Genomic DNA, 12,999 nt, shown 5'->3' on the forward strand with positions numbered 1-12,999 from the left:
GGACGATTTTTACAATGGCAACTGCAGTCGAAACCCTGGGTAAACTCGAACGTCGCCTGACGATCTCTTTTCCGGTCGCTGACGTCCGCACTGAAGTCGAGAAGCGCCTGAAACAGCAGGCCAAGACCGCCAAGGCGCCTGGCTTCCGTCCGGGCAAAGTGCCGCTCAAGATGGTCGCTGCCCAGTACGGCTATCAGATCGAATCGGACGTGCTCAACGACAAAGTTGGCCGCGCATTCAACGAAGCCGCTGTCGCCAACGAACTGCGCGTTGCCGGTTTCCCGAAAATCGAGCCAAAAGACGACGCCCCTGAAGGCGTCCTCGAATTCAACGCCACCTTCGAAGTCTATCCGGAAGTCGTTATCGGCGACCTGGCAGCGGTTGAAGTCGAAACCGTCGTGACCGAAGTGTCCGACACCGAAATCGACAAGACCATCGACATCCTGCGCAAGCAGCGTGTGCACTACCACACCAAGGGCGAACAAGGCGAACACGGCACCGGCGGCGAGCCAGTCGCAGCTGATGGCGACCGCGTCACCGTCGACTTCGTCGGCACGCTGGACGGCGTCGAATTCGACGGCGGCAAGGCCGAAGATTACGCGTTCGTGCTGGGCGAAGGCCGCATGCTGCCTGAATTCGAAGCCGCAACGATTGGCCTGAAAGTCGGCGAAGCCAAGACCTTCCCGCTGGCGTTCCCAGAGGACTACCATGGCAAGGACGTCGCCGGTAAAACCGCCGAGTTCACCATCACGCTGAAAGCACTCGAGTGGGCGCACATGCCTGCCGTCGACACCGAATTCGCCCAGTCGCTGGGAATCGAAGACGGCTCGATCGAGAAAATGCGCGAAGACATCAAGGTGAACCTGGAGCGCGAAGTACGCGCCCGCGTCAAGGCCCGCAACAAGGAAGCCGTGATGGATGCACTGGTCAAGGCCACCGAGCTGGACGTGCCGACCGTGATGGTCGAGCAGGATTCGGAGCGTCTGGCCGAAATGACCCGCCAGGACATGGCACAGCGCGGCATGGACGTGGCCAAGCTGCCATTCCCGTCCGAGATGTTCAAGGACAAGGCCGAGCGCCGCGTGCGCCTGGGTCTGATCCTGTCGCAACTGGTTGCTGACAACGATCTGCAAGCCACGCAAGATCAGGTGAAAGCCCAGATCGAAGATTTCTCGCAAAGCTACGAAGACCCGAAAGAAGTCCTGAAGTACTACTTCAGCGATCGTCGTCGCCTTGGTGAAGTCGAAGCCCTTGTATTGGAAGAAAACGTCGTCAACTACGTACTTGGCAAGGCCAAGGTCTCGAACAAGACCGTCGCTTTCGATGAACTGATGGGCAGCGTCCCACAGGCTTAAGAAAAGCAGGCCGGCCCCTCGAGGCCGGCTTTTTTCAATGGCCCATTTGACCAATCCCTAACAAGGAAGAGACAGGTATGATGCACAATCCAGCACTGGATACACAGGCACTCGGCTTGGTGCCGATGGTCGTCGAGCAAAGTGGTCGCGGCGAACGCGCCTACGACATTTACTCGCGCCTCTTGAAAGAACGCGTGATTTTCCTGGTTGGTCCGGTCAACGACCAGATGGCCAACCTGATCGTCGCCCAGATGCTGTTCCTGGAAAGCGAAAATCCTGACAAGGATATCTCGCTCTACATCAACTCGCCGGGTGGCTCGGTTTCGGCCGGCCTCGCGATCCTCGACACGATGAACTTCATCAAGCCCGACGTCTCGACGCTGTGCACGGGTCTGGCGGCCTCGATGGGCGCCTTCCTGCTGGCAGCCGGCGCCAAGGGCAAGCGTTTCTCGCTGCCGAACTCGCGCGTCATGATTCACCAGCCATCGGGCGGCTCGCAGGGCATGGCCTCGGATATCGAAATCCAGGCCAAGGAAATCCTGTACCTGCGCGAGCGTCTGGCCCGCATCATGTCGGATAACACCGGCCAGAGCATCGAGCAGATCCACCGCGATACCGACCGTGACCGCTTCATGTCGGCCGACGAGTCGGTGGAGTACGGGCTGATCGACAAGGTACTGATCCACCGCGCCTAAGAAATTGCCCGAGCATCCAGCGTGATGTTGGAAAAAACGCCCGGACGCGAACACGTTCGGGCGTTTGTTTTTTATTTCGGGTAGCATGTTCGCATGCGCGCCAGTTGCGCCCTTGGATTCGCTCTTGTTGCGTCTCCGGTTAAGCGTTATATTCATAGCAATTCAATAGAGTCCTGCCCCCATGTCAGAGAAAAAATCCTCCAGCGGCGAAAAACTGTTGTACTGCTCGTTCTGTGGAAAGAGCCAGCACGAAGTCAAAAAGCTGATCGCAGGACCGTCGGTGTTCATCTGCGATGAATGCATTGACCTGTGCAACGACATCATCCGCGATGAAACCTCGAACGTCGAAACGGTCACGGGCACCAAGTCCGACCTGCCGACGCCCCTTGAAATCACCGAACTGCTCGACCAGTACGTGATCGGCCAGCAGACGGCCAAACGCATCCTGTCGGTGGCGGTGTACAACCACTACAAGCGCCTCAAGCACCTGGGCAAGAAAGACGAAGTCGAACTGGCCAAGAGCAACATCCTGCTGGTCGGCCCAACGGGCTCCGGCAAGACGCTGCTGGCCCAGACGCTCGCACGCATGCTCAATGTGCCGTTCGTGATCGCCGATGCCACTACGCTGACCGAAGCCGGTTATGTGGGCGAAGACGTCGAGAACATCATCCAGAAGCTGCTGCAAAGCTGCAACTACGAAGTCGAAAAAGCCCAGCGCGGCATCGTCTACATCGATGAGATCGACAAGATCTCGCGCAAGTCCGACAACCCGTCGATCACGCGCGACGTGTCGGGCGAGGGCGTGCAGCAGGCGCTTCTCAAGCTGATCGAAGGCACGATGGCATCGGTGCCGCCCCAGGGCGGCCGCAAGCACCCGAACCAGGACTTCGTCCAGATCGACACGACCAACATCATGTTCATCTGCGGCGGCGCATTCGATGGCCTGGCCAAGGTGATCCAGAACCGTTCCGTCAAGAGCGGCATCGGCTTTGGCGCCACGGTCAAGAGCCTCGATTCCGGCTACAACGCCGAGATCCTGCTCGAAGCCGAACCAGAAGACCTGATCAAGTTTGGCCTGATTCCCGAACTGGTGGGTCGTCTGCCGGTGGTGGCTGCATTGTCCGAACTGACTGAAGAAGCGCTGATCCAGATTCTGATCGAACCAAAGAATGCGTTGATCAAGCAATATTCAAAATTGCTGGAAATGGAAGGCGCCGAACTGGAGATTCGTCCGGCTGCACTGCACGCCATTGCCAAGAAAGCACTGGCGCGTAAAACCGGTGCGCGTGGTCTGCGTTCGATTCTCGAACATGCGCTGCTTGACGTCATGTATGAATTGCCAGGCCAGACGAATGTCGTGAAAGTCGTGATCGATGAAAATACGATCACGAACGGCGCGAAACCTTTGCTTATTTATAGCGAAACGGCAAAAGCTTCGGGAGAAAACTGAAAAAAGCCCGCGCGCAAGCGACAAATTGCTTGCCGCACGGACTCAACTCGGTACAATCAATCTCAATAAGAGATCCCGGCTTCATTCGAAAAGCCACTCGCGGTTCGCCGCGCGGTGGCTTTTTCATTTACTGACCGGCTTTTATTGGAACGGCTATATGCTCTGACAAGTAACTTTTCTTTTACTTACAGAATATATTTTTATCGGATGGTCTTGTGTTTTGACCGCCCAGTGCCCAAGTTCAGAACACGCTTTTTATAAGGTATGCCATGACAACTTCGAAATTAACCGAGCAAACGACGCTGCCACTTCTGCCGTTGCGCGATGTGGTTGTGTTCCCGCATATGGTGATACCTCTGTTCGTTGGCCGCCCTAAATCGATCAAGGCCCTGGAAGCCGCGATGGAGCAGGGCAAGAGCATCATGCTGGCCGCCCAGAAGGCCGCCGCCAAGGACGAACCATCCGCCGCAGACATCTACGAGATCGGCTGCGTTGCCAATATTCTGCAGATGCTGAAACTGCCCGACGGTACCGTCAAGGTCCTGGTCGAGGGTTCGCAGCGCGCACGCATCGACACGATCAATGACGGCGCCACGCACTTCACGGCGCAACTGACGCCAGTCGAGTCGGAAGTCGGTGACGATTCCGAAGTCGAGGCGATGCGCCGCGCGATCGTTCAGCAGTTCGACCAGTACGTCAAACTCAATAAAAAGATTCCTCCAGAAATCCTGGCCTCGCTTGCCGGTATCGATGACGCAGGCCGTCTGGCTGACACCGTCGCTGCGCACCTGCCGCTCAAGCTTGAGCAGAAGCAAGTGATCCTGGAAATCTTTAACGTCGCCAAGCGCCTTGAGCATCTGCTCGGCCAGCTGGAAGGCGAGCTGGACATCCTGCAAGTCGAAAAGCGCATCCGTGGCCGCGTCAAGCGCCAGATGGAAAAGTCGCAGCGCGAGTACTACCTGAACGAGCAGGTCAAGGCGATCCAGAAAGAGCTGGGCGAGGGCGAAGAAGGTGCCGACATCGAGGAACTCGAAAAGAAAGTCGTCGCCGCCAAGATGCCGAAAGAAGCCATGGAAAAAGCCCAGGCTGAAATTCGCAAGCTCAAGATGATGTCGCCGATGTCGGCCGAAGCCACCGTCGTGCGCAATTACATCGACACGCTGGTGTCGCTCCCATGGCGCAAGAAGTCGAAGGTCGCGATCGATCTGGCCAATGCCGAAGCCGTGCTTGAGCAGGACCACTATGGCCTGGACAAGATCAAGGAACGCATCCTGGAATACCTCGCAGTGCAACAGCGCGTCGAGAAGCTCAAAGCGCCGATCCTGTGCTTCGTCGGCCCTCCGGGCGTCGGCAAGACGTCGCTCGGCCAGTCCATCGCCCGCGCGACGAACCGCAAGTTCGTGCGCATGGCCCTGGGTGGTGTGCGTGACGAGGCCGAGATCCGCGGTCACCGCCGAACGTACATCGGTTCGATGCCGGGCAAGGTGCTGCAATCGCTGGCGAAAGTCGGCGTGCGCAACCCGCTGTTCCTGCTCGATGAGATCGACAAGATGGGCGCCGATTTCCGCGGCGATCCGTCGTCGGCCCTGCTCGAGGTGCTGGACCCTGAACAGAACCACACGTTCTCGGACCACTACCTTGAAGTGGACTTCGACCTGTCGGACGTGATGTTCGTGGCGACGTCGAACTCGTACAACATTCCGCCGGCGCTGCTGGACCGGATGGAAGTCATCCGTCTGTCGGGTTACACCGAAGACGAAAAAACCAGCATTGCACTGCGCTACCTGTTGCCGAAGCAGTTGAAGAACAACGGTTTGAAGGAAGAGGAAATCAAGGTCGAAGAGACCGCGATCCGCGACATCATCCGTTACTACACCCGTGAAGCCGGCGTGCGTTCGCTGGAGCGCGAAGTGTCGAAGATCTGCCGCAAGGTCGTCAAGATGCTGCTGCTGAAAAAGCCGGGTACCGGTGTCGACAAGCGCGTCCTCGTCAACGGCAAGAACCTGGACAAGTTCCTGGGTGTGCGTCGCTATGACTTTGGAGTGGCCGAGAAAGACAACCAGGTCGGCCAGGTGGTCGGTCTGGCCTGGACCGAAGTTGGCGGCGACCTGCTGACGATCGAAGCCGTCAATGTGCCGGGCAAGGGCGCCATCATCCGCACCGGTACGCTGGGCGACGTGATGAAGGAATCGATCGAAGCCGCCCGCACCGTGGTGCGCAGCCGCGCCGCACGTCTCGGTATCAAGAACGAGGCGTTCGAGAAGGCCGACATCCACATCCACGTGCCGGAAGGCGCGACGCCGAAGGATGGTCCGTCGGCCGGTATCGGCATGACAACGGCGCTGGTCTCTGCCTTCACGGGGATCCCGGTGCGCGCCGATGTGGCGATGACGGGCGAGATCACGCTGCGCGGTGAAGTACTGCCGATCGGTGGCTTGAAAGAGAAACTGCTGGCAGCGCATCGCGGTGGCATCAAGACGGTCTTGATTCCCGAGCAGAACGTGAAGGACCTGGCCGAAATTCCGGACAACGTCAAGAACAAGCTCGAGATCGTGCCGGTGCGCTGGATCGAGAAAGTGCTGGAGATCGCACTGGAACGTCAGCCACAGCCGTTGGTCGAAGATCCTGCGGTGGCCGTTGCGCCAGCGCCGGTGGAAGCCAAGCCCGAAGTAGTCAAGCATTAAATCGTACCGAGCTGCTTGCAGCTTTCTGAAACAGGCGCCCATGTGGCGCCTGTTTTTTTGTGCTGTCTGCATGGCGCGCCATATGCCACAGATGAACCTGCATTGACGCGGCCTCGCTTGACAGCGCCATGTTGCCCTTGTTTAATACGGCCTGCACTTTTGCAGCAGCAGCGGCGCGCGTGCGTCACGAACGGGAAACGAGGGAACGAGTGAACAAGACAGAACTGATCGAAGAAATCGCGAAGTCCGCGGACATTACCAAGGCATCGGCAGCGCGTGCCCTCGACGCCGTGATCGACGCCGTGACCGAGACCCTGAAAAAGAACGACAGCGTCACCCTGGTCGGTTTTGGCACGTTCACGGTCGGCGAGCGCGCCGCACGCACGGGCCGCGATCCGCGCACCAAGGAGCCCATCAAAATCAAGGCCGCACGCGTCCCGAAATTTAAGGCTGGTAAAGCGCTGAAAGATGCTGTAAACTAATGCCTTCTTCGCGGTGACAAGCGAAGGAAAGCAACAGGGGTTGTTGTGTAGTCCCTGATGTTCGTTGGTGTGTTTTTTGCTGGAGCGGTAGTTCAGTTGGTTAGAATACCGGCCTGTCACGCCGGGGGTCGCGGGTTCGAGTCCCGTCCGCTCCGCCACAAAAAACGCACAGACACCATGTCTGGAGCGGTAGTTCAGTTGGTTAGAATACCGGCCTGTCACGCCGGGGGTCGCGGGTTCGAGTCCCGTCCGCTCCGCCAGAATATAGTAGTATGGGATGCCTCACGGGGCAATCCCGCTAGAAGAGGCGAACGCGAGTTCGCCTTTTTTTTTAACTTGTGCTGTTATTGCATTCTCAACCTTGAATGGCTGACCATGTTTGAATTTATTCGGAACAACAAGCGTTGGATGTACGGGATCCTGCTTCTTTTGATCGTCCCATCGTTCGTGTTTGTCGGTTTGGAGAGTTACCAGAGCAACGATGCCGGCACTCACGTCGCCACCGTTGGCGGCGAAAAGATCTCGCGCCAGGAATGGGAAGATGCGCAGCGTCGCCAGATCGACCAGGCACGCCAGATGATGGGCGCCCAGTTCGATCAGAAGATGTTCGAGACTGCTGAAGCGAAGAAAACGATTCTCAACAATCTGGTCGGCGAACGCGCCATCAGCACCGAGATCGCCCGCTCGCACATGAACGTCAGCGATGCAACGCTGCAAAAGACGATCATGGAGATCCAGCAGTTCCGTCAGCCGGACGGTGGTTTCGACATGGAAGGCTACAAGGCCGCTCTGGCAGCGCAGGGCATGACGCCGGCGATGTTCGACCAGCGCCTGCGCCGCGACCTGACCGTGCAGCAACTGACCGGTTCGATCCAGGCTACCGCATTCGCACCACGCAGCGTCGCGACGCGCCTGTCGAACATCAACGACCAGGAGCGTGAAGTGCAGGAGATCGTGTTCCCGATCGCGACTTATCTGCCACAGGTCAAGGTCACCGATGCGATGGTCAAGTCGTACTACGACAAGAACGCGACGCTGTTCCAGATTCCTGAGCAGGTCAAGGCCGAATACGTCGTCTTTAATGCTGCCACCGTCGAAAACCAGGTGCAGGTGCCGGACGCCGAAATCAGCGACTTCTATAACAAGAACCTCAAGAACTACACGACGCCCGAGCAGCGCAGCGCCAGCCACATCCTGATCACGGTGGCCAAGGATGCGAAGCCAGCCGATCAGGCTGCGGCCAAGACGAAAGCGGAAGCCGTGCTGGCGCAAGTGCGCGCTGCCCCGGCCAATTTCGCCGCGATTGCCAAGGCCAATTCGCAGGACCCGGGCTCGGCCCAGGCCGGTGGCGATCTGGGCGTGGTCGAGAAGGGCCTGTTCGTGAAGTCGGTCGAAGATGCGATCTATGCCTTGAAAGAAGGCGAAACGAGCGGCCTGGTGCAATCCGAATTCGGCTGGCACATCATCAAGCTGAACTCGATCAAGCCGGCGACGCAAAAGTCGCTGGACACGGCGCGTGAACAGATCGCGGGCGACCTCAAGAAACAGAAGATGGCTGCCAGGTACACCGAACTGGCTGGCGTGTTCACCGAGACCGCATATGACCAGTCGGACAGCCTGAAGCCGGTGGCTGACAAGCTCAAGCTGCAGATCCAGACCGTCGACAACCTGACCCGTACGCCGAATCCGGCGCTGGGCGATGCACCGTTCAACAACGCCAAGTTCCTGACGGCCCTGTTCGGCAACGATGCGCTGAAGAACAAGCGCAATACCGAAGCCGTGGAAGTCGCGCCTAGCGTGCTGGTGGCAGGTCGCGTCGTCGAACTGCGTCCGGCGGCCAAGCGTCCGCTGGCCGAGGTCGAAGCGCAGATTCGTCAACGCGTAACGATCGAGGAGGCGGTGCGCCTGGCACGTCAGGCCGGCGAAGCCAAGCTGGCGGCAGCCAAGGCAGCAGGCGACGCAACCGGTTTCGGCGCTCCTGTAACGGTCTCGCGCACCACGAAGCCGACGATCAACCAGGCAGGTGCGATTGCCGTGCTCAAGGCAGATGCCACCAAGCTGCCGGCGTATGTCGGTGTCGATGTGCCAGGCCAGGGTTACGCGGTGTACCGCATCAACAAGGTCTCGCAGCCGGCGCAGCTCGACGCGGCGCGCCGCAAGCAGGAAGCCGACCAGATCGGCAACATGATGGGCCAGCAGCAGATGGTCGACTATGTTGAAGCGTTGAAGGTCAAGGCCAAGGCCAAGGTAACGGCCACGCCGTCGCAACTGGGCGGAAATACCGACGCGCAGTAAGTCGTCCGCTATCCTTCCCCGATCGAAAAAGCCCGGTTGCGCAAGCAGCCGGGCTTTTTTGCGATGTGCTTAACCGACCCGGGAGATGGCATCTGGAACACTGGACCGATCAGCTACTCTTACGCATGAAGGGACCGTTCCAATGACCACTGCCACCACGAGCCGTCAGCGCGCTCAAGAACTCGTCGCGCGCATGACGGAGGACGAAAAGTTTGCCTGGCTGTCCGGCCCGATGGCCATCCCGCTGACGGACGAACTCAAAGCGCAGGGCGCCATCGGCTCGGCCGCGTTCTATCCCGGCATCCCGCGCCTGGGTATCCCCGCGATGCAGCAGGCCGATGCGAGTCTCGGGATCAGCAATATCGGTGGCGTGCGCCCGGGCGACCATGCCACGGGTTTGCCCAGCTCGCTGCTACTGGGTGCGACCTTCAACCGCCAGCTCGCACACGACAGCGGCGCCCTGGTCGGACGCGAGGCCAGGGCCAAGGGCTTCAACGTGCAGCTCGCCGGCGGGGCCAACCTGATCCGCGAACCGCGCGGCGGCCGCAATTTCGAATACATCAGCGAGGATCCGCTGCTTACCGGCGTGCTGGCCGGCCACACGGTCGCCGGCATCCAGGCGCAGGGCGTCGTCTCGACCGTCAAACATTTCGTCGCCAACGGCCAGGAAACGGGGCGCGTGATGGTCAGTGCGAACCTGACCGAAGCGGCACTGCGCGAATCCGACCTGCTGGCGTTCCAGATCGCGCTCGAGATCGGCAAGCCGGGCGCCGTCATGCCTGGCTATAACCTCGTCAATGGTGATTACGCGTCCGAGAACGCCTTTCTGCTGCAGCAGGTCCTCAAGGACGAATGGGGTTACCCCGGTTGGGTCATGTCGGACTGGGGCGCCACGCATTCGACCGTCAGGGCGGTGCTGGCAGGCCTCGACGTGCAATCGGGCGCCAATCTCGACGACGCACATTACTTCGGCCAGGCGCTGCACGACGCGGTGCGCGACGGCCAGGTGCCGCAGTCGCGCATCGACGATATGGTGGCGCGCATCCTGACAAGCCTGATCGACGTCGGCGCACTCGAGGCAGAGTCGATTGACGACCGCACGCAGCCGATCGATTTCAGCCACCACAAGCTGATCGCGCAGCGCCAGGCCGAGGAAGGCATCGTGCTGCTCACGAACCGGAACGCCACGCTGCCACTGCCGCAACGCCTGGGCAGGCTCCTGATCGTCGGCGAGCATGCGGACCATGGCGTGCTGTGTGGCGGCGGTTCATCGGCCGTGACGCCGATCGGCAGCCTGCAGTTGCCCGGCACCAGCATCATGGGAATGGACGTGGCCAAGGTCATCCAGCCGTCGTCGCTCGTCACCGCGATTGAAGAAGAAAGCGGCGCACGCGACGTCGTGTTCGTCGGCGGCACCGATCGGCAGCAGGTGATGGACGCCGCGCGCAAGGCGGACGCGGTGATCGTGTTTGCACAGGAGTGGCGCTCGGAAGGCCTCGACGCCGTCGGCCTTGCGCTGCCCGACGACCAGGATGCGCTGATCGCGGCCATCGCCGGTGTCAACCCGGCGACGATCGTCGTCATCCAGTCGGGTGGCCCCGTCACGATGCCGTGGCGTGACAACGTGGCCGCGATCCTGGCGGCCTGGTACCCGGGATCCGGCGGCGGGCCGGCCGTGGCGGGCGTGCTGTTCGGGCGTGTGAATCCATCGGGCCGGTTACCTGTGACGTTCCCAGCCAGCGAGGCGCAGTTGCCACGCCCGGAGCAGATCGATCCGGAGACCACAACGTCCAATCCGGCTACGCCGCGCAAGGGCGGCATCATCCCGCTCGATTACGATATCGACGGATCGGATGTCGGTTACCGCTGGTTCGCGCGTGAAGGGCATCAGCCGCTGTTCCCGTTCGGGTTCGGCTTGTCGTACACGACATTCGAGCTGGCCGGTCTGCGCGTGGGCGTCGACGGGCGTTACACGGCGAGCGTTGAAGTGACCAATACCGGCGCGCGTACGGGCGCGGTTGTCGTGCAGATTTATGTCGCCAGACAGGGCGCCGACGGCTTCGTCAAGCGCCTTGCCGGCTTCACCAAAACGACGCTGGCGGCGGGAGAACGCGGCAGCGTCGAGATCGACCTCGAGCCGCGCATCCTTGCGCGCTACCAGGTGGGCGGCGACGCGCCGGGCTTTGCCATCGAGTCCGGCGTCTACCGTGTGTGGGCGGCGCAGCACGCCGGCGACGACGCGCTCTGGCAGGATATCGCGATCGACGAGGCCCGCCGGATCGCGCCGTAGCCTCAGGCTGGCGCGTCGTGCAGGCGGCGCGCCGCGTCCAGGAAATCGCTGGTTCCAATGTCGGCCAGTTCCACCACCTGCGCCTGCGGATACTGCACGAAGTTGCGGTCGATCGAGCGCAGGTAGGCCGGGTCGTAGTGCTGCACCAGCAGCTCGTCGACCAGCGCCGGCAGCGCGCCGCCTTGCGCCATCGCCTGCCAGTCGGCGATCTTCGCGCGGCCATGCACCAGCGTCAGGTGCACCAGCTGATCGGCCAGCACCGACGGATCGGCGCAGAAGTGCCGGTAGTCTTCCATCAGCAGGCGCACGCGCTCGGGACGCGCCAGTTGCAGGTCGATGCAGGGCGCGGCGCGCATGCGCACCATCACGGCATCCGGCACGCGCAGGTTACCGACCTTCTTGCTTTCGGCCTCGACGAACACGGGGCGGGTCAGGTCGAAGCTGCGCAGCTTGGCCAGTACCTGCGTTTCGAACATCTTCTGGCTTGGCTGTGGTTCGTTCGGCAAGTGGCCCAGCACCGAGCCGCGGTGCGCGGCAAGTTGTTCCAGGTCGAGCACCTGCGCGCCGATGCTGTCGAGCGTTTCAAGCAGGCGGCTCTTGCCGCTGCCGGTGGGGCCACAGACGACGCGGAAATCGACTTCGGGTGGCTCGGCCAGCGCCGCGCTGACCCAGGCGCGGTAATTCTTGTAGCCGCCCTCGAGCTGCGCCACCGGCCAGCCGATGCGCGCCATGATCAGCGCCATCGCGCCGCTGCGGTTGCCCCCGCGCCAGCAATAGACGAGCGGGCGCCAGTCGCGCGGCTTGTCGTGGAACAGCGTGTCGATGTGGTGCGCGATATTGCGCGCGATGATCGGCGCGCCGACCTTCTTGGCGTCGAATGCGCTGGTCTGCTTGTACAGCGTGCCGACCAGGATGCGTTCGTCGTTGTTCAGCACCGGGCAATTGATCGCGCCGGGAATATGGTCGAGTGCGAATTCGGCTTCGCTGCGTACGTCGATGATGGCGTCGAATTCACCGAGGCGCGGGAGCAGGGCGTCGAACCCTGCGACTTCCGGATACTTCATGGCTGTTTCACCATTTTTTCAAACGTCGGCCAGATATTGTTCAGGATGATCGGATGTGCCTGTGCGGTCGGATGCAGACGGTCCTGCTGGAACAGGGCCGGCTTGTCGGCCACGCCTTCCAGCATGAACGGCACCAGCGGCGACTTCGTCGACGTCGCCACGGTCTTGAACATGCCGAAGAAGCGCTCGGTGTAGGCGCGCCCGTAGTTGGGCGGCATGCGCATGCCCACCAGCAGTACGCGTGCTTTCTGCGCCTGCGCTGCGGCGATCATCGCGCGCAGGTTCGCTTCCGCCGACGGCACGGGCAAGCCGCGCAGCCCATCGTTGGCCCCCAGTTCGATTACGACCAGGTCCGGCTTGTGCTGGCCCAGCAGCGCCGGCAAGCGCGCCTTGCCGCCACTGGTGGTCTCGCCGCTGATGCTGGCGTTGACGACCTTGGCGTCGATTTTTTCGCTCTTCATTTTTTGTTCGAGCAGCGCCACCCAGCCGGCGCCACGTGCGATGCCGTATTCGGCCGACAGGCTGTCGCCCACCACGAGTACGGTTTTTGGTGCAGAATAAGCGTTCGCCGTCGCCGCCAGGGACAGACTCAACCCCAGTGCAGCGCCGACAATTAATTTACCGAGAACTGCGTTCTTAAGAAAAGCAAGCATGCGTGATCATCCCGAGGCATTCAAAAATGAC

Annotated in this window: 9 protein-coding genes and 2 tRNA genes; 9 read left to right on the forward strand and 2 right to left on the reverse strand. The window is 60.9% G+C overall.

What is annotated here, in order from left to right; all coding sequences use genetic code 11:
• The first annotated feature begins 14 nt into the window (after positions 1–14).
• The 9 genes from tig (at position 15) to AC56LY_RS07765 (ending at position 11,251) form a co-directional block, all read left to right on the forward strand.
• Positions 15–1,355, forward strand: a complete 1,341-nt coding sequence (gene tig / locus AC56LY_RS07725; protein ID WP_183552142.1) for a trigger factor — start codon at positions 15–17, stop codon at positions 1,353–1,355.
• A gap of 77 nt (positions 1,356–1,432) precedes the next feature.
• The gene (gene clpP / locus AC56LY_RS07730) at positions 1,433–2,050 is read left to right on the forward strand and encodes an ATP-dependent Clp endopeptidase proteolytic subunit ClpP (protein WP_482898679.1); all 618 of its coding nucleotides are present in this window, start codon (positions 1,433–1,435) and stop codon (positions 2,048–2,050) included.
• Between the two features lie 181 nt (positions 2,051–2,231).
• Positions 2,232–3,500 carry an ATP-dependent Clp protease ATP-binding subunit ClpX gene (gene clpX, locus AC56LY_RS07735; RefSeq protein ID WP_343028154.1) on the forward strand — a complete coding sequence of 423 codons (1,269 nt, stop codon included), beginning with the start codon at positions 2,232–2,234 and terminating at the stop codon, positions 3,498–3,500.
• Positions 3,501–3,769: 269 nt separating this feature from the next.
• Complete coding sequence (gene lon, locus AC56LY_RS07740) at positions 3,770–6,184, forward strand: endopeptidase La (RefSeq protein WP_499578076.1); 2,415 nt, start codon at positions 3,770–3,772, stop codon at positions 6,182–6,184.
• A 209-nt stretch (positions 6,185–6,393) separates the two neighbouring features.
• Positions 6,394–6,666, forward strand: a complete 273-nt coding sequence (locus tag AC56LY_RS07745) for an HU family DNA-binding protein (RefSeq protein WP_332532657.1) — start codon at positions 6,394–6,396, stop codon at positions 6,664–6,666.
• Between the two features lie 81 nt (positions 6,667–6,747).
• A tRNA-Asp gene (locus AC56LY_RS07750) sits at positions 6,748–6,824 on the forward strand.
• Positions 6,825–6,849: 25 nt separating this feature from the next.
• A tRNA-Asp gene (locus AC56LY_RS07755) sits at positions 6,850–6,926 on the forward strand.
• A 115-nt stretch (positions 6,927–7,041) separates the two neighbouring features.
• Complete coding sequence (locus tag AC56LY_RS07760; protein ID WP_499578078.1) at positions 7,042–8,961, forward strand: SurA N-terminal domain-containing protein; 1,920 nt, start codon at positions 7,042–7,044, stop codon at positions 8,959–8,961.
• Positions 8,962–9,103: 142 nt separating this feature from the next.
• Complete coding sequence (locus AC56LY_RS07765; protein WP_499578080.1) at positions 9,104–11,251, forward strand: beta-glucosidase; 2,148 nt, start codon at positions 9,104–9,106, stop codon at positions 11,249–11,251.
• A gap of 2 nt (positions 11,252–11,253) precedes the next feature.
• On the opposite strand, the gene mnmH is transcribed toward AC56LY_RS07765, so the two are convergent.
• Both mnmH and AC56LY_RS07775 read right to left on the reverse strand, forming a co-directional pair.
• Positions 11,254–12,315: a tRNA 2-selenouridine(34) synthase MnmH gene (gene mnmH, locus AC56LY_RS07770; protein ID WP_499578081.1), complete on the reverse strand. Its 1,062-nt coding sequence runs from the start codon at positions 12,313–12,315 to the stop codon at positions 11,254–11,256.
• A complete protein-coding gene (locus AC56LY_RS07775) occupies positions 12,312–12,968 on the reverse strand; it encodes an arylesterase (RefSeq protein ID WP_499578082.1) in 657 nt (218 codons plus the stop codon). Before AC56LY_RS07775 ends, mnmH begins: the two co-directional genes overlap by 4 nt.
• Between the last annotated feature and the right edge of the window lie 31 nt (positions 12,969–12,999).

The organism is Telluria sp. ZT3P25 (assembly GCF_059685895.1).